Origin of the sequence: Streptomyces sp. NPDC017225 (assembly GCF_044331465.1) — a bacterium.
Taxonomy (GTDB): domain Bacteria; phylum Actinomycetota; class Actinomycetes; order Streptomycetales; family Streptomycetaceae; genus Streptomyces.
Genome location: NZ_JBIRNE010000027.1, coordinates 1 through 16,884, shown reverse-complemented (window position 1 = coordinate 16,884; position 16,884 = coordinate 1). Strand labels below are relative to the sequence as shown.

At 72.9% G+C, this 16,884-nt stretch carries 12 protein-coding genes and 2 riboswitches; of the genes, 3 read left to right on the top strand and 9 right to left on the bottom strand.

All coding sequences use genetic code 11. From position 1 onward, the window contains the following. Positions 1–74 precede the first annotated feature (74 nt). Both ACH4NX_RS34605 and ACH4NX_RS34600 read left to right on the top strand, forming a co-directional pair. Positions 75–3,188 carry a DEAD/DEAH box helicase gene (locus tag ACH4NX_RS34605; protein WP_351399587.1) on the top strand — a complete coding sequence of 1,038 codons (3,114 nt, stop codon included), beginning with the start codon at positions 75–77 and terminating at the stop codon, positions 3,186–3,188. Then, complete coding sequence (locus ACH4NX_RS34600; RefSeq protein ID WP_398130008.1) at positions 3,185–5,584, top strand: SWIM zinc finger family protein; 2,400 nt, start codon at positions 3,185–3,187, stop codon at positions 5,582–5,584. Before ACH4NX_RS34605 ends, ACH4NX_RS34600 begins: the two co-directional genes overlap by 4 nt. Before the next feature lie 227 nt (positions 5,585–5,811). Here ACH4NX_RS34600 and ACH4NX_RS34595 read toward each other — a convergent pair whose 3' ends face one another. The 4 genes from ACH4NX_RS34595 to ACH4NX_RS34580 form a co-directional block, all read right to left on the bottom strand. Beyond that, positions 5,812–6,291: a thioesterase family protein gene (locus ACH4NX_RS34595; RefSeq protein ID WP_351399591.1), complete on the bottom strand. Its 480-nt coding sequence runs from the start codon at positions 6,289–6,291 to the stop codon at positions 5,812–5,814. Then, on the bottom strand, positions 6,288–7,244 hold the full coding sequence (locus tag ACH4NX_RS34590; RefSeq protein ID WP_351399593.1) for a 3-hydroxyacyl-CoA dehydrogenase NAD-binding domain-containing protein: 957 nt from the start codon (positions 7,242–7,244) through the stop codon (positions 6,288–6,290). Before ACH4NX_RS34590 ends, ACH4NX_RS34595 begins: the two co-directional genes overlap by 4 nt. 28 nt (positions 7,245–7,272) lie before the next feature. Further along, entirely contained in the window at positions 7,273–8,166 is an 894-nt protein-coding gene (locus ACH4NX_RS34585) for a 3-keto-5-aminohexanoate cleavage protein (protein ID WP_398130007.1), read from the bottom strand. Positions 8,167–8,278: 112 nt separating this feature from the next. After that, complete coding sequence (locus tag ACH4NX_RS34580; protein ID WP_351399597.1) at positions 8,279–9,136, bottom strand: TetR/AcrR family transcriptional regulator; 858 nt, start codon at positions 9,134–9,136, stop codon at positions 8,279–8,281. A 368-nt stretch (positions 9,137–9,504) separates the two neighbouring features. On the opposite strand from ACH4NX_RS34580, the gene ACH4NX_RS34575 reads away from it, so the two are divergent. Next, positions 9,505–10,728 (top strand): phospholipase D-like domain-containing protein, encoded by a 1,224-nt coding sequence (locus ACH4NX_RS34575; RefSeq protein ID WP_351399599.1) that lies wholly within the window; start codon positions 9,505–9,507, stop codon positions 10,726–10,728. Between the two features lie 239 nt (positions 10,729–10,967). After that, positions 10,968–11,084: riboswitch (cobalamin riboswitch) on the bottom strand. A gap of 30 nt (positions 11,085–11,114) precedes the next feature. Here the strand turns inward: ACH4NX_RS34575 and ACH4NX_RS34570 are convergent. Genes ACH4NX_RS34570 through ACH4NX_RS34550 form a run of 5 tightly spaced genes read right to left on the bottom strand, consistent with a single transcriptional unit; the run spans position 11,115 to position 16,235 of the window. Beyond that, complete coding sequence (locus tag ACH4NX_RS34570; RefSeq protein ID WP_351399601.1) at positions 11,115–11,864, bottom strand: class I SAM-dependent methyltransferase; 750 nt, start codon at positions 11,862–11,864, stop codon at positions 11,115–11,117. Continuing rightward, positions 11,833–13,101 (bottom strand): MFS transporter, encoded by a 1,269-nt coding sequence (locus ACH4NX_RS34565; RefSeq protein ID WP_398130006.1) that lies wholly within the window; start codon positions 13,099–13,101, stop codon positions 11,833–11,835. The genes ACH4NX_RS34570 and ACH4NX_RS34565 overlap by 32 nt, the downstream gene beginning before the upstream one ends. After that, on the bottom strand, positions 13,094–14,347 hold the full coding sequence (locus ACH4NX_RS34560) for an ATP-grasp domain-containing protein (RefSeq protein ID WP_351399605.1): 1,254 nt from the start codon (positions 14,345–14,347) through the stop codon (positions 13,094–13,096). The genes ACH4NX_RS34565 and ACH4NX_RS34560 overlap by 8 nt, the downstream gene beginning before the upstream one ends. Beyond that, positions 14,344–15,366: a cysteine synthase family protein gene (locus ACH4NX_RS34555; RefSeq protein ID WP_398130005.1), complete on the bottom strand. Its 1,023-nt coding sequence runs from the start codon at positions 15,364–15,366 to the stop codon at positions 14,344–14,346. Before ACH4NX_RS34555 ends, ACH4NX_RS34560 begins: the two co-directional genes overlap by 4 nt. After that, entirely contained in the window at positions 15,363–16,235 is an 873-nt protein-coding gene (locus tag ACH4NX_RS34550) for a hypothetical protein (RefSeq protein WP_398130004.1), read from the bottom strand. The genes ACH4NX_RS34555 and ACH4NX_RS34550 overlap by 4 nt, the downstream gene beginning before the upstream one ends. Before the next feature lie 249 nt (positions 16,236–16,484). Then, positions 16,485–16,651, bottom strand: a riboswitch (cobalamin riboswitch). Between the last annotated feature and the right edge of the window lie 233 nt (positions 16,652–16,884).

Here is a 16,884-nt window from a genome sequence, read left to right as displayed (position 1 = left end):
GGCCGATTGTCAGACCCCGCCCGTAGAGTCGAAGACATCTGATGCGGAACGCGGGCGAGGGGGTGACAGGACGTATGAACGACACGATCGTGGCGGGCACGCCGGCCGCCGGACGAGCGGGGGAGCGGGGAGGGACGAGGCGGTCGGAGGGGCTCGTCCCGTCCGTCCCCGTCCGGCTCGCGGCGGTCTTCCTGCCCGCTCCTCTGCCGCGTGACGGGCGGATCGCCTTCTGGGACCCCGGCGACGGGCCCGTCACCACCGTCTTCTCCGAAGAGGGGGCCGCCGCCGGGTCCGGGGGCGGCACCGCCCCCGCCGGAGACGGGCCTGCCGCCGCGCCTTCCGAAGACGGGGCCGCTGTCGTCGGGCCGCCCGGTGGCGGGACCACTCTTGTCGCGTCGTCCGGTCGCGGGACCGCTGCCGCGTCGTCGGGGAGCGCGTCCGCCGTCGCCGAGGCCCTCGGAGACGGCGCCCGGACCGCCGGGATCACCGAGCTCACCGTCGTCCGGCGGCACGGCGCCGGTGTGCGGCGCAGGACGGCCCCCGCGGTGTCGCTGCCGCTCGCCGAGGCACTGCCCCTCCTGGTGAGCGCCCGGCACGACCCGGCCGCCCATCCGGCCACCGCCTGCTGGGGCGCCGCGGCCCTGCACGCCCTGCGGCTCACCGCACGCGGCCGGCTGCTGCCCGGCCTGACGGCGACCGGTGACGACGCCTGGCGGGCCGGTCCCCTGGACCCCGACGACATCGCGCACCTGCGGGCGGTGGCCGCCGCACTGCCGCCGGAGGGCCACGCGGTCCCCCTGGACGGCCCGGGCCCGATCCGGCTGCCGGAGCCGGAGGCACTCGTCCGCGCCTTCCTGGACGCGGTCGCCGACACCCTGCCGCGCACCCCGGCCGCGCCCCACGCCTCGGGCCGGCCCTTCGCCGCACGCCCCGCCCAGCGCCTGCCCGACGCACACGACTGGGCGGCGGAGGTCGCCGCCGGCATGGACGCGGGCGTGCGGATCTCGCTCCGCCTGGACCTGTCGGCGTACGACCTGTTCGACGGGGACGACGCCGAGACCGGGGAAGGCGGCGGCGGTGTGCGCAGGGCGGGGGCGGCGGTCGTCCAGGTGCACAGCCTCGCCGACCCCACCCTCGTGGCCGACGCGGCGGACCTGTGGTCGGGGACGGCCGACGCCGCGTTCGGTCCCCGCACGCGCGTGGACGCCGCCCTCGCGGTGCGGCGCGCGGCGCGGGTCTGGCCGCCGCTCGACCGGCTCACCGAGCAGGACGTGCCGGACGTCCTCAGCCTGTCCGAGGAGGAGGTCGTCGACCTGCTGGGCGTGGCGGCCGGCCGGCTCTCCGCCGCCGGGGTCGCCGTGCACTGGCCCCGCGACCTGGCCCAGGACCTCACCGCGACCGCGGTGGTCCGGCCCGCGCCCGGCTCGGCGACCGACGGTACGGGCTTCTTCGAGAGCGAGGACCTCCTCCAGTTCCGCTGGCAGCTGGCGATCGGCGGCGACCCGCTCACCGAGGCCGAGATGGACACCCTGGCGGAGGCCCACCGCCCGGTCGTCCGGCTCCGCGACCGGTGGGTGCTGGTCGACCCTGCCCTCGTCCGCCGCGCCCGCAAGCGCGACCTCGGCCTGCTCGACCCGGTCGACGCCCTGTCCGTCGCCCTCACCGGCAGCGCGGAGGCCGACGGCGAGACGGTCGACGTGGTGCCGGTCGGCGCGCTGGCCGCCCTGCGCGACCGCCTCACGGCGGGCGTCCGCCCCGCCGAACCGCCACCCGGCCTGCACGCCACCCTCCGCGACTACCAGCTGCGGGGCCTGGCCTGGCTCGACCTCATGACCTCCCTCGGTCTCGGCGGCTGCCTCGCCGACGACATGGGCCTCGGCAAGACGGTCACCGTCATCGCCCTGCACCTCGAACGGGGCCGCACCGAACCGACCCTGGTGGTCTGCCCCGCCTCCCTGCTGGGCAACTGGCAGCGGGAGATCACCCGGTTCGCGCCCGGCGTCCCCGTCCGCCGCTTCCACGGCCCCGAGCGCACCCTGGACGGCCTGACCGGCGGCTTCGTCCTCACCACGTACGGCACGATGCGCTCCGCCGCGGCGACACTGGCCGAGCAGCACTGGGGCATGGTCGTCGCGGACGAGGCCCAGCACGTCAAGAACCCGTACTCGGCGACGGCGAAGGCCCTGCGCACGATCCCGTCCCCCGCACGCGTCGCACTGACCGGCACACCCGTGGAGAACAACCTCTCCGAGCTGTGGGCACTGCTCGACTGGACCACCCCAGGGCTCCTCGGCCCCCTCAAGTCCTTCCGCGCCCGGCACGCGCGCGCGGTGGAGAACGGCGAGGACGAGGAGGCGGTGGAGCGCCTCGCCAGTCTGATCCGCCCCTTCCTGCTGCGCCGCAAGAAGTCCGACCCGGGCATCGTCCCGGAACTGCCGCCGAAGACCGAGACGGACCACCCCGTCCCGCTCACCCGCGAACAGGCCGCGCTGTACGAGGCGGTGGTGCGCGAGTCGATGCTCGCCATCGAGTCGGCCGAGGGCATGGGCCGCCGAGGGCTGGTGCTCAAGCTCCTGACCTCGCTGAAGCAGATCTGCGACCACCCCGCGCTGTTCCTGAAGGAGGAACACCCGCCGGGCGGCGCCGACCGGCTGACCGCGCGCTCCGGCAAGCTCGCCCTGCTGGACGAGCTGTTGGACACGCTGCTCGCGGAGGACGGTTCGGCCCTCGTCTTCACGCAGTACGTCGGCATGGCCCGCCTCATCACCGCCCACCTGACGGCTCGCGCGGTCCCGGTCGACCTGCTGCACGGCGGTACGCCGGTGCCGGAACGCGAGAACATGGTGGACCGATTCCAGAGCGGGGCCACGCCCGTCCTCGTCCTGTCCCTGAAGGCCGCCGGCACCGGTCTGAACCTCACCCGCGCGGGCCACGTCGTGCACTTCGACCGCTGGTGGAACCCGGCCGTCGAGGAACAGGCCACCGACCGCGCCTACCGCATCGGCCAGACCCAGCCGGTCCAGGTCCACCGCCTCATCACCGAGGGCACGGTCGAGGACCGCATCGCCGAGATGCTCCAGTCCAAGCGTGCCCTGGCCGACGCGGTCCTCGGCTCCGGCGAGGCGGCCCTCACCGAACTGACCGCCCGTGAACTGTCCGACCTGGTGTCCCTGCGGAGGCCGTCATGACCCCCCGGCCCGCCGACGAGGCCCGCCGCGCCCTGCGCGAGGCTCGCGAACGCGGCGAGGGGGCGCCGGGCCACTGCGCCGATACCGACGTCCACGCGGGTGTCACGGACCGCGAGCCGGCGCGGGAACACGGACGCGACCTGAGCCAGGACCAGGACCGGACCGAGGTCCACGACCGGACCGAGGACCACGACGACCGGACCGAGGACCAAGGCCGGGGCCCGGATCGGGGCCGGAAGAACCCGGAGGAGCGCACTGGGCCGCGCCCCGGGGACGTCGCACGCGCGGCGCTGCGCAGCGCGCGGACCGCACGGTATGTGGGCGCGGACGCAGACGTCGGCAGCACGGCGGGGAAGAGTGAGAACCCTCGAGACGCGAAAGAGGCGAAACCGGACGCGACCACGGACGCGACCACGGGCGCGGGCTCGGGCTCGGTCGCGGACACGACCGGGTACGTCCCTCCAGGCACACCCGGCACTCCGCGAGAGGAGGCGGACCCGCCCGCAGCCGGGACTCGGCCTGCTGGGCCGACCGCCCCCGGCCCGGCCCACCCTCCTGCCGAGGCGACGCCCGCGGCCCGCCCCGACTCCGTGGACGGGAGCGACGGACGACCGGCGGACGTGGCGCGTGAGGCTTTGCGGGCGGCTCGTCGGCAGGCGAAGTCGGACACCGCGGTCAACGGCGCGGCGAGCACACGGCGACTGTCACGTTCGGCCGGTCGTCCGCAGGGGGCCGTCGGCGGTCCGCGCACCGCCGACGCCCGCGCCCGTGCCGTGCGGGACTTCGTCGCGGGTGCGTTCCGGCTGCCTCCGGAGGCGGACCCGGCCGGCGACCCGCTGCCCCACGGAGACCCACACGGAGCCCTTCACGGAGATCCCGCCGGAGAGCCGGCGGGTGGCGGCTCCGCCAAGAGCCCGGCGGCTCCGCTTCCGCACCCGGCCCTGTCGCACGCCTCGTACGCCACCCCCGGATCTCCCACGGCAACCGCCGACGAGCCGTGGCCCTCACCCGCGTCGTCACACGAGTCACCGCCACCACCGCCTCCACAGCCACCACGGCCGCAGGCGTCGCAGCCGACGGCGCACGGCCAGGCCTTCTCCGCACCGCCCGCCAAGCCCCGCACCCCCCGCTCGATGGCGGCCCCGGGCCGCGACGGCGAACTCCGCCGTACCTTCCCCGCCCTCCCGCCCCGGGCGGCGGCGGACGAGGGCTTCGCCGGGACGTGGTGGGGGAACGCGTGGGTGACCGCGTTGGAGGAGGGCGCCCTGGACGCCGCGAGACTCGCGCGAGGACGCGGATATGCCGAACGGGGACACGTCGACGCCATCACCGTGACGCCCGGCCTGGTCCTCGCCTACGTACAGGGCAGCAGGCCCCGGCCGTACCGCGTGCAGGTGCGGCTGCGCACGCTGGACGACGCCGACTGGGAGCGGTTCCTGGACACCGCGGTGGCAAGGCCCGGGCACATCGCCGCCCTCCTCGACAAGGAGCTGCCCCACTCCCTGGCCGACTGCGGTGTCCCCCTGCTCCCAGGCCCCGGCGACCTCGCCCCGCAGTGCAGCTGCCCCGACTCCGGACACCCCTGCAAGCATGCCGCCGCCCTCTGCTACCAGACGGCACGGCTGCTCGACGCCGACCCCTTCGTCCTGCTCCTGCTCCGAGGCCGGGGCGAACGCGAGCTGCTCGACGCCCTGTCCCGGCTGAACGCCGCCCGGGCGGCCCGCGCCGCCCAGGAGCGCGGGCCGGCCTCCCTGCCCGGCGTCCGGGCGGGTGAGGCCATGACCGCGCGCGCCCTGCCGCCCCTCCCGACGCCGCTGCCCGCACCTCCGCATCCCGAGCAGCCCCCGGCCTACCCGGCGGCACCGGGCGGCCCCGACCCCTTCGCGCTGGACCAACTGGCCACCGACGCCGCCGCCCGCGCCCACGCCCTGCTCACCACGGGCCGCGACCCGGTGGGCGGGCTGACGCTGTGGCAGGACGCCGTCCGCCTCGCCGCGGCCCGCCCCGGCTCCGGCCTCACCGCCGGCACACGGGCGCTCTACGCGTCCCTCGCCAAGGCCGCCGGCCGCGGTACGGCGGAACTGGCGCGTGCCGTGGCCGCCTGGCGCCAGGGCGGACCCGACGGCCTGGACGTCCTGGAGGAGGCCTGGGACCCGCCGGCCGGCCGCTTCGACAGGGCCCGCCCCCTGCTGCTCGCCGCCGACCTCCCCGCCTTCCGCCCCTGGCGCAACCGCCTCACCCACCCCCAGGGCCACGTCCAGCTCCGCCTCGGCCGGGCCGGGCTCTGGTACGCGTACGAGTCGGAGCCCGGCCACGACGACTGGTGGCCGCGCGGCACCCCCGACCTCGACCCGGTCGGCGCGCTGACCGGCCTGGGCGCGTCCGGCGACCTCTGACGTGGCCGGGCCGGCCGGGTGGTGCGACGCGTGCCGCGTGGCCGACGCCGACAGGACCAGCAACGGCCCCTTCACCTCACCGCTTACGTGGCGCACCCTGAAGGTTCCGCCGGTGCGGGACGAGAGGCTGAGCGGCAGGGACCAGTACTTTCTCGTGCGGATCTGGCGCACGTCCGCCGGGTGAGGAGACCACGGGGGCCCGGCACGTGGTCGGGCCCCCGTGCGCGTCAGGCCACGGCGGGGATCGAGCGGCCCGCCCAGTCAGGAGCCGGTTCGGTCAGCTCCGTGAAGCGGTGCCGGACCGCGGGCGGGAACTCGGTGGCCCGGCCCGCCCGCTGGTCGACGTGGACCGCGAGCAGCTCGGTCGTCGCCACCGGGGCCGCGCCGGGTGTCGGCTCCGACTCCGGGTCGGACACCACGTACATCTCGTGCGCGAAGCGCGACTTGCGCGCCGCCGCTCCCAGCACCCGCGTACGGATGGCCAGATGGGCGGCCTCGGGCACGTCCTGGAGGAAGCGGATGTGCGACTCGACCGTGTAGAGGGAGCAGCCCGTGGACTCGCGGTAACTGGAGCCCAGGCCCGTCTCGATCATCAGCGCGTCCGTGGCGTGACCGAAGACGAGGACGTAGAAGGCCTCGCTCATATGGCCGTTGTAGTCGATCCACTCCGGACGGACCGTGCTGTGGAGCAGAGGGAGCCTCGTCATCGGGAGCCCTCCTCGCGGTCCAGGCGGCCGGTGGCGCGCAGCACTTCGATGACGCCCCGGTCGCGTTCGGCCACCAGGTCCGCGATGGAGCGGCCGTCCGCCGCCTCGTCGCAGCCCGCCACCACGGCGTCGTACAACTCCTTGTCCAGCTCCGGCGCCTCGAGGCGCGTCCACGGGGACTTCAGGGACGGGCCGAAGTGGTCCAGCATGTGCGCCATGCCGCCCTCGCCGCCCGCGAGCGCGAACGTCAGCATCGGTCCCATCACCGCCCAGCGCAGCCCGGGACCCTCGGTGATCGACAGGTCGATGTCCCGGACGGTCGCCTCGCCGCTCGCGACCATGTGCAGGGCCTCGCGCCACAGAGCCTCCTGGAGGCGGTTGGCGATGAAGCCCGGTACCTCGTTGTCCATCGTGATGACGGACTTGCCCGCGATCTCGTAGAAGCGGGACGCCCAGGCGACCGCCGTCGCGTCGGTGCGCTCACCGCCGACGACCTCGACGAGCGGAATGAGATACGGCGGGTTGAACGGGTGGCCGACGACCAGTCGCGACGGGTCCGCGGCCGTCGTCTGCATGTCGGTCATCGGATAGCCGGAGGTGGAGGAGGCGATGACGACGCCGGGCGGTGTCGCCGCGTCCAGGCGGGCCAGCAGGTCGCGTTTGAGGTCGAGCTTCTCGGGCGCGCTCTCCTGGACGAACTCGGCTTCGGCCACAGCCTGTTCGAGTGTGTCGCTCACGGTGAGCCGGTCGGTCGACGCGCCCTCGGCGAGGCCGAGCAGGGTGAGCGCCGGCCATGCGGCGTCTACCAGGCGGCGCAGCTTCTGTCCGGCGTCGGGCGCCGGGTCCCAGGCGGTCACGTCGTAGCCGCGCGCCAGGAAGTGGGCGACCCAGCCGCCGCCGATGACTCCGGCACCGACACAGGCGACGCGGCGGACGTTCTCCGGTGAGGTCATGAGAGGGATCCTTCGTCGTCGCGGCGGGCTACTTGCGGGGCTTGAGACCGAGAGTGGCGCGGGCCTCGTCCGGTGTCGCGACGCGTGCGCCGATGGACTCGGTGAGGGTGACGGCCCGCTCGACGAGCCGGGCGTTGGTCGCCTTGTCGCCCTTGCCGAGGTACAGGTTGTCCTCCAGGCCCACGCGGACGTGACCGCCGAGCAGGATCGACTGCGCGACCCACGGCATCTGCATCCGGCCGAGCGCGAAGCTCGCCCAACGTGCTCCGTCCGGAAGCATGTTGACCATCGACTGGAGTACTCCGGGGTCAGCGGGCGCACCCCACGGGATGCCCATGCACAGCTGGAACACGGTCGGGTCGTCGAGCAGGCCCTCCGCGAGCAGTTGCTTGGCGAACCAGAGCTGACCCGTGTCGAAGATCTCCAGCTCGGGCCGCACGCCCAGCTCCTGGATGCGCCGCGCGCCCGCGCGCAGCATGTCGGGCGTCGAGACGTAGAGGTTCGAGCCGTCGCCGAAGTTGAGGGAGCCGCAGTCCAGCGTGCAGATGTCGGGAAGCAGGTCCTCGACGTGCGGAAGGCGCTCCAGACCGCTGACGAGATCGGTGCCGGGGAGGTGGGTGAGCGGGTCCTCCGGGTCGATGACCAGGTCGCCGCCCATGCCGGCGGTGAGGTTGATGACGACGTCGGTGCCGGTCTCCTTGATGCGCTCGACGACCTCGCGGTAGAGCTTCGGGTCGCGGGACGGGTCACCGGTCTCCGGATCGCGTACGTGGATGTGGACGACGGCCGCTCCGGCGTCGGCCGCCTCCACGGCGTTCCTGGCTATCTGTTCCGGGGTGACGGGGACGTGGGGGCTCTTGCGGACGGTGTCGCCGGCGCCGGTGAGCGCGCAGGTGATGATGACGTTCTCGGTCATGGGCATGCGGGGGCCTCCCGGGATCTTGCCGCTCCGGCGCTGGCGGAGCGGGGTGGGGTGGGGGGAAGTGCAGGGCAGGGGGCGACGGGGCGGTGGCGGGGCTTGGCCGGCTTCTGGGCTACGGAGCCAGGATCGTGTGGGTGACGTGGGCGGTCAGTGCCGCGTGCATCGCGTCCGCGGCCGTGGCGGACGACGGCTCGCTCACCGACAGGACGTGTGTCGCCAGGCCGTCGATCAGCGCGGTCAGCGTCAGCGCCGCCGCCCGCGGATCCACCCCGGCGCGGAACACGCCCTGTCCGACACCTCGGCGTACGACGTCGGCGACGGTCTCCCGCCACTGCCGGTAGTACTCGGAGTGCAGTCGGCCCACCGCCGTGGACCGCGCGGCCTCGGCCCAGAGGTCGAGCCACACCGCCCACTGGCGGCGCTGCTGCGCGGTGCGCGGTGTCTGAAGCTCGATGAGCTGGCGCAGCTCCGCCGCCGCGTCGTCCGCCTCGGCGAGACGGGCGGCACGGCGCGAGGTGTCCTCGTCCATGCACCAGCGCACGGCCGCCTCCAGCAGTTCGGCGCGACCCGGGAAGTGGTAGTGGATCGCGGCGCTGCTGGTGGCGCAGGCGCGGGCGATGTCGGCGACCCGCACCGCGTGGAAACCGTGCTCCGCGATCAGCCGGACCGTCTCGCGGACGATCTGCAGCGGTCGCCCGCCCTCGACACCGGCGGCCGGCGTCGTGGCCTCCTCGCGGGGCCGGGTACCGAGCAGCCAGCCCGCGTCGACCCGCCCCTCGTCGGCGATCCGAGCCAGCTCCGCGGCCGTGAAGCGGCGGGTGCCGCTCAGCGAACGCGAGAGCTTGGACGGATCCATGACGACACGGCGCGCGAACTCGCGCTGGCTCACGCCCGCTGCCGAGATGACCTCGCGGACACGGGCGGCGGCGTCGGCGGTCGGTGCGCCGTCGAGGGCATCGTCGGTTTCCACGGGCACGACCTTAGAAGCGTGTTGCGAAAAACTCAACATCTCACGCGAAAGAAGCCCAAGGAACCCACAGTAAGCCCAGCTGGAACGCCTGATTGAGACCCTGACTGGCGTGCCAGTCAGAAACGCAACGGCCTGGAGCCGAGCTCGGGCGCTGCCGAACGCGGGCGCACGGGCGGTACGACGTGGGCCGGCGCCCTTGTGATGGAGCCGGTCGCGCCGAGCCCGGGGCCGCCTGCCCCGCCGACGTGGGCACACGCGTCCGGGCCGGTCCTCCGGAGGTCGGGGGTACAGTCGGCTCGCCGCTCAGCCCGCGCCGGACCGGGCATCGCGGCCCGGTGTTTCCTCGTCGTGTTCCGGCCAGGGATGCCATGACCAGTACGCAGGAACAGCCCGAACTGAGCCCGTCGGCCCCACAAACACCGGGCACCCAGCCCGTGGAGGAGCGCGTCGCGCGGATACGGCGACGTCTGGAGCGGCTGATCGGGATCGCGGCGACCGAGGGTAACGCGTTGACCGTCCTGCGCAACGGGGACGAGATCTTCGCCGCGATGCTGGCCCGGATCCGCCGTGCCGAGCACACGGTGGACATGATGACGTTCGTGTACTGGAAGGGCGACATCGCCCGCCGGTTCGCCGAGGCCCTCGCGGAGCGTGCCCGTGCCGGCGTGCGGGTGCGGCTGCTGCTGGACGGCTTCGGCAGCCGGTTGATCGAGACCGAGCAACTGGGGACGATGGAGCGGGCCGGGGTGCAGGTGGCGTGGTTCCGCAAGCCGCTGTACCTTTCGCCGCTCAAGCAGAATCACCGGTGCCACCGCAAGGTTCTGGTCGTCGACGAGGAGACCGCCTTCACCGGAGGGGTGGGGATCGCCGAGGAATGGTGCGGCGACGCGCGCAATCCGCACGAGTGGCGTGACACCCACGTCGAGGTCCGTGGTCCCGCGGTGGACGGCGTCGCCGCGGCCTTCGCGCAGAACTGGGCGGAGTGCCACGACGAACTCTTCGACGACCGGGACCGGTTCGTCACGCACCCGCACCAGGGCGACGCGATCGTCCAGGTGGTGCGCGGTTCGGCGAGCTTCGGCTGGCAGGACATGCAGACCCTGATCCGCGTGATGCTGGAGTCGGCCGAGGAGCGCGTCCGTCTGGCCACCGCGTACTTCTCACCGGACGCGTACTTCGTCGAGCTGCTGTGCGCCACCGCGCGGCGCGGGGTCGAGGTGGAGATCGTGCTGCCCGGGCCGCACACCGACAAGCGGGTCTGCCAGCTGGCCGGACAGCATTACTACGAGTACCTCACCGCATGCGGGGTGAGGATCTACCAGTACCAGCCGACGATGATGCACGCGAAGGTCGTCACCGTCGACCGAGTCGCCGCCCTGATCGGGTCGACCAACTTCAACCGCCGCTCGCTCGACCACGACGAGGAGGTCATGCTGGCTGTGCTGGATCCGGAGTTCACCGCGACGCTGGACGAGCACTTCGAGGCCGACATCGCGGCCAGCACACTGATCCGGGCGGGCAGGTGGAAGATGCGATCCGCCGTCCAGCGGGCCCGTGAGGCCGCTGTCCGGCCCATCCGCCGGTTCCTGTGACCGGCACCCGTACGGGGAAGGCGGAGCAGTGGACACAGAGCCGGGCGGACCACCGGACGCCCCGACCTGCACGGGCTGCTCGGTCACACCCGCCAGACCCTCCGATGGACGTCGGCGGCATCCGCACCACACCCGCCACCCCGCGAGCACGGGTGGAGGAGACGCTCCGGCCCGTCCCGCGGCGCCGGGTACGGCTTCTCGAAGAACTGCTGTCCCTGGGACGGGCCCGCGACGGACCAGTGTCCTGACTCCCGGATCGACGTTCCCTCCACCTGCCCGCGCCGTGCGCAGTGGCCTCTCGGAGGGGTGATCCCCGGTCACGGTGGCGGGAACGTGCCGGATTCGCACCGGCTTCCCGCGACCCGGCCGCACGCCCCGCGCCTTCGTCACGCTTCGCGTACCGCTCGCAGCACGAGCCGCTCGGCGTTCTCGTCGTAGGGGCGTCCGTCGAACCCGCCGAAGACCTCCACGCGGCCGAAACCCGCATCCTCGGCCATCCGGCGAAGCTCCACCGCGCTGTACACGAACCACGTCAAGGTGGCCCGCGTCACCCGATCATCCCGGACCAGCACCCACTCGCTGCGTAGCCGCGCCCACTCGTCCAGCACGGTGTCGGTCTGCACCATCAGGTCGTCGCCCCGCCGCACCACCTTGGGCGGGGTGACCCTGCGGGCCAGGAGTTCTTTCCCGGCGAGGTCCAGGACGAGCGTGCCGCCGGGCGCCAGGCAGGTGTGCATGGTGCGCAGTACGCGCGCGTTGTCGGCGGGGTTCTCGAAGTACCCGAAGGAGGTGAACATGTTGAGGACGACGTCGAAGCCGCCCGGCGCCTCGTACTCGCGGGCGTCGGCCCGTACGTACGTCACGTCGGCACCGGCGTCGGCCGACCGCTTGCGTGCCCGGTTCAGCATGGCCGGGCTCAGATCCACTCCGGTCACGCGGTGACCGCGACGGGCGAGCGGCACGGTGAACACCCCTGGCCCGCAGCACAGGTCCAGCACCCGTGATCCGTCGGGGAGGGCGAGCAGGGGGGAGGCGTCGAGCAGTTCCTCGGCCTGCTCGTAGCGCTGCTCGGAGAAGAGGAAGTCGTGGAACTCGGTCCAGAAGTCATCGTCCTGGAATCCGCCCGTCCGTGTCATCGCGCGTCAGTGCTCCTTCATGGTCGCCGTCGGGGACAGGGCGCCGCGCCGTGCGACGGCGCAGCGTGAGCAGCAGAGGGGGAAGCAGGAGACACTGGGCGGCTGCCAGCAACCAGAACCAGCCGGCGTGTCCGGCCCGTTCGCCGAGGCCGTACACCTGCCCGCCCAGCAAGCCGCTCGCGCAGGCGCCCAGGCCCGCGGCCAGCCGCTGCTGGCCGAAGACCACGGCGTCTGAGCGGGGGCTGCGGCGCAGTGCCTCCAGATCGTTCTTGAGGAACAGCACGATGTCGCCGAGGGTGATCAGCGCGCCGCCCGCCAGTAGTGCCGTCCGGGTGCCGGCCGCCAGAACGGCCAGTCCCGCCGCCAGGCCCGTGAAGCCGACCGCGAGGGCGAGGGCGTACGGCATGCGCCGGATCAGGCCGGACGCGAGCGGCTGTACGACGATGACCAGCGTGAAGCAGAGCAGCAGTACCACGCTGTAGAACGCGCTGGAGGCACGCTCGACGGCGTACACCGCCAGGAAGTGCTGGAAGTGGAAGTACAGGTAGAAGGCCAGCGCGTTGGCGGCGAACGGCAGGAGCGCCACGCCGGCCAGGAGACCGGAGGGAGCCGTTCCCGTCGATCCGGTGAGGTGTTCCCCGTGGGTTTTGGGGAGCCGCGCGTGTCCCGCCGTGACCGCGAGGAACAGCGCCGTGACGGCCGCGAACAGCCAGCCGGGCGACGACAGGACGAAGGGCCCGGCGATGAGCGGGCCGACGGCCATGCCGGCGTTGAGTGCCGCGTTGCCCGCCGACAGGAACGCCGGACGGCGCTCGTCGTCGACGCCGCGCACCAGGTACGCCTTGTTGGCGGGCAGGTAGAGCGCGGCACCGCAGCAGGTCAGGACCAGCGCCCAGATCGCGAGGGGCGGCCAGCGCAGGGCCAGCAGGAGCCCGGCGAAACCGGCGGTGCGTACGACGAGCGCCCACAGCATCGTGCGGCGCAGTCCGATCCGGTCCGCGAGGGCTCCACCGACGACGCCGCCGGAGAACTGCACGAGCGATGCCACGGCCAGGACGACGCCGACCGTACCGAGTCCCATGCCGAGCCGTTCGTGCAGGAAGACCGACATGAACGGCAGGACCATGAAGCTGCCGAGCGGAATGAGGAACGAGCTGAGCAGCAGGAACCGCAGTGGGCCGGTGAGTGGGAACAGCGAGGCCCGCAGGCCCGGCCCCCGGGCGGTGCGCTCACCCACCGGGCGCCTCCCGGCCGGCCGGGTCGGGGAACGGGGCGGTGAGCACACGCAAGGCGTTTGCGGCGGTCACCGCGCGGTGGGTGGCGAGTTCGGCGGTCTCCGCCTCCGCGTACACGATGCCCGCGTATCCACGGCTGTCGCCCAGGTGCTCGATGCGTTCGCCGGCCTGCTTGATCGGGTACCAGACGCAGCTTCCCGGCATGTCGGTGAGCCTGTCGAGCCCGGCGACGCCGGTGAACACGCCGGGGGAGGCCGGGTAGCCGAGAACAAAGGCGACGGCCGGACCGCCGGGACAGTCCGCGTCCATGAGACCGGGGCGGTGACCGAGCGCGGCCTCGATCATCGCCTCGTACACGTTGACGCCGAGCGCCCGGCACAAACCCTCCCCGACCAGCGCGCCCCCGATGCGGGGATTGACCTCCACCACTTCCGGGCCGTCGGCGGTCAGCACGAACTCCACGTGAGCGAACCGGTCGGTGTAGTCGATGGCGGCGAGCACCCGATCGAGCCAGCTCTCCAGCGATGTCCGCTGCGGGCCCGGGAAGGCGACGGGGAAGGCGGTGATCTCCTCCCGGAAGTGCGGCTCCGGTGACATGAGCCGACTGGAGACGCCCAGCAGCCGGGTGCGGCCGTCCCAGGTGAGCGTCTCGGCGCTGTACACCGGGCCGCTGAAATAGGGCTCGGCGAACAGCCGCCCTTTCAGGTCCCGATCGGAAGCCTCCGCCAGCGCCGCGTCGAGTTCGGCCTCGTCACGGACCAGCCACACGTTCTGGCTCCCGGTGCCCGCGGTGTCCTTGAGTACGAGCGGCAGCCCCGTCTCCTTGAGCAGGAGCCCGCGTGCCTCGTGGTCCGGGTCGGCGCTTTCGACGGCCCGTGCGCGGGTGAGACCCGCGTCGTGCAGCCTGTTGCGTACGGCGGCCTTGTCCCGGGTCAGCCGCAGGGCGGCTGGATCGAGCCCCGGCAGGCCGAGGCGTTCGGCGAGGGCGGCGCCGGTCAGGGTCCAGGTGTCGGTGGAACTGATCAGGCCACGCAGCCCCGGAGTGCGCCGGAGCAGAGCGGCGACCCGCTCCACGTCGAAGGTGTCGGTCACGACGACGTCGAGGGCGTCGCTGGGCAGCCGGTCCAGTTCGTGGGCGTAGTAGGCGGGGTCCCGGGTGAGGAGAAGCAGGCGCTCACCGAGCCGGTCGGCGGCGCGGACCAGATGGCCGAGGCCGAAGGTCAGTGACTCCAGGCAGGCCACGGTCATGCGGCACTCTCCTTCCGGCCTGCCGGGCAGGGCGTGCGCTGCCACGTCATCCTCGACCAGGGCATGGTCATCTCCTCCGGACTGCGTACCTCGTGGGGCTTGAGCGCGGCCGGATCCAGGGCCTCGGCGTGCCGGGCGAACACGCGCTCCACGTAGCGGTGTCCGGTGTCGGCCCCCATCACCAGGTGCAGTCGGTCGGGGTGGCGGCGGGCCTCGTACGTCGCCGTCAGGTAGCCGGCACCGGTGGACAGTCCGGCGAAGACCGCGTGCTCGCGCAGCAGGGCGACGGCGCCGGACATGGCGTGGGTGAAGTCCAGCCAGTGCACGGTGTCGTAGAGATGGTGGCGGACGTTGTCGAAGACGATCGACGAGCCGATGCCGGCGATGATCGCCTCGGGATCGTGATGGTCCTGGCTGCCGAAGGTGACGCTGCCGAAGGGCTGGACGCCGATCAGACGCACCGAGGGGTCCGTCATGCGCAGGCGTTCCACGATGCCGCCGGTCGAGGCCCCGGATCCCACCCCGCCGACGACGGTCAGCGGTGCGTCCGGGAACTCCGCCGCGATCCGGTCGGCCACCTCCTGGTAGCCGAGGTAGTGGACGTCGTCGTGGTACTGGCGCATCCAGTGGTGGCCGGGACGCTCGGCGAGGATCTCGCGCACCCGTCGCACCCTCAGTTCCTGGTCGAGTTTGAGGTTCCGCGACGGTCTGACCTGTTCCACCGTGGTGCCGAGGATCTCCAGCTGGGCGAGTGTGGTGGCGTCGACGGTGGTGGACGCGACGATGTGGCACCGCATGCCGTACCGGTGGCAGGCCAGGGCGAGGGCGTAGGCGTAGATGCCGCTGGAGCTGTCGATCAGGGTCTGTCCCGGGCGGACCGTGCCCCGCTCCATCAGGTGACGGACGGCGGCCAGGGCCGAGTAGATCTTCATCGACTCGAACCTCAGCAGGACCAGGCCGTCAGTGAGCCGGACGAGGTCCGGGACTTTCAGGGCATCGGCGATGTGGGGGTGGATCACCCGTAGCCTCCTTGGGCGAAGGTGCACTGGTGGCCGAGCGAGTGGAAGAACGTGGAGAGTTCGGACTTGACCTCGGCCCGTGGGCGCGAGGCGAAGAGGTAGCCGGCCAGGCAGCCGGTGTGGGCGACGAAGACGCCGTCGGCGCCGAACCGCTCACGATGGGCTTGCAGGCTGCCGAAGGTCGTCTTGGGCAGCACCTCCTGGGACAGGGCGGCACTGACCGTCGCGGCACGGGCGACGGCGGCCGGGTCGCCCGAGTCGAAGCCCTTCACCAGGTCGGTCAGACACCGCTGGTACTCCTCGCCGCGGCGCCGGTAGTGGTCCAGCAGCAGGGGAGTGACAGCGGCGGTGTCCACCGTGCCGGGTTCCGTGACGTAGGCGGTGTGGAAGCCGATGTCCGGGCCCAGCCGCCGCACCACCCGGTGCATGCCGCTGAGATACAGGGCGAACTCGTCGAGGAAGACACTGTCGGCGCGCTCGATGTCCGCCAGGACACCGAGGACCACGTCCACGTCGTACGGCAGCGAGAAAACGCGGAACAGACAGCGCAGCGTCGCCACGATGTCCGCCGTCGAACTGGCCATCCCCACGCCCACCGGCAGTTCGGAGTGGGTGCGCCACTCGCCCGGGGGCATGGCGAGGCCGTAATGGTCCAGGAAGAGCCGGGCCGCTTCCACCGACTTCTCCCCGAGCGGCGGCGTGTGCGGCGCAGGATCGGCCGCCGCCTTCGGAGTGAAGTACACCCAGGAGTGACGGTCCACGGGAAAGGACACCACCGCGATCTCAGGATCGGTGCCCGCCCGCAACGGGCCCTGGTACAGCTCGCCCAGAGTGCCATGGCAGACACCGGACACGGTGCCGCGGGACACGTTCCGCCCCTGCGGGACGTCCGCGACGGGTCCGGGGGCCGTCTGTCCCGGTCCGTCGGACGAGACGTCGGCCCGGGGGCGGAAGGGCCGATCCGAAGCGGCTGTGTACCGCACACCATCCTCCTTCGTACCGGGCCTTGAACACCGACAGGGAAGGAGACGCGGCCACACGCACGACGTACGACCGCTCATACCGCCGACCCAGTCCACGAGGTCACGTGCACAGCCCGCGCGGGCCGCGGGCGCAGTGGCAGGTCTTCGGACTCGCGGGCACGTCCGCCGAAAGGGCGGACACCTACCGGCCGTCTCTTCCCCGGCCCTGACGCGGACCCAGTGACATCGACGGCTTCCGTTCCCACTCACCGCTGCGGGACAGCCCCGGATTCGCACCGGGTTCCCTCTTGCGTCGCGCCACCGGGCGCCCGGGTGGGCGGGAGGCGCGAACCGACTGCGTGCATCAGCGTAGAGGCGCTCGTATTCCGGCGACAGTGGGCCTTCGGCGGTTGTCTTGAATGTGGAGGGGAGGAAGAACCAGGCGTGTTCCCCGGGCAGTTGCCGTCCGGTCTCTGGCCGGATATCGCCTCAGAGGTTCGTCGTCCCTTCAGCAAGACTTGTTGCCCCACGCCACATGCGCACCGCTGCCGCGGTG

Bases quoted from the DNA above. Each gene is read 5' to 3' on its own strand.
- ACH4NX_RS34605 (WP_351399587.1), top strand. From the start codon at position 75: ATGAACGACACGATCGTGGCGGGCACGCCGGCCGCCGGACGAGCGGGG.
- ACH4NX_RS34600 (WP_398130008.1), top strand. From the start codon at position 3,185: ATGACCCCCCGGCCCGCCGACGAGGCCCGCCGCGCCCTGCGCGAGGCT.
- ACH4NX_RS34595 (WP_351399591.1), bottom strand. From the start codon at position 6,291: ATGACGAGGCTCCCTCTGCTCCACAGCACGGTCCGTCCGGAGTGGATC.
- ACH4NX_RS34590 (WP_351399593.1), bottom strand. From the start codon at position 7,244: ATGACCTCACCGGAGAACGTCCGCCGCGTCGCCTGTGTCGGTGCCGGA.
- ACH4NX_RS34585 (WP_398130007.1), bottom strand. From the start codon at position 8,166: ATGCCCATGACCGAGAACGTCATCATCACCTGCGCGCTCACCGGCGCC.
- ACH4NX_RS34575 (WP_351399599.1), top strand. From the start codon at position 9,505: ATGACCAGTACGCAGGAACAGCCCGAACTGAGCCCGTCGGCCCCACAA.
- ACH4NX_RS34570 (WP_351399601.1), bottom strand. From the start codon at position 11,864: ATGACACGGACGGGCGGATTCCAGGACGATGACTTCTGGACCGAGTTC.
- ACH4NX_RS34560 (WP_351399605.1), bottom strand. From the start codon at position 14,347: ATGACCGTGGCCTGCCTGGAGTCACTGACCTTCGGCCTCGGCCATCTG.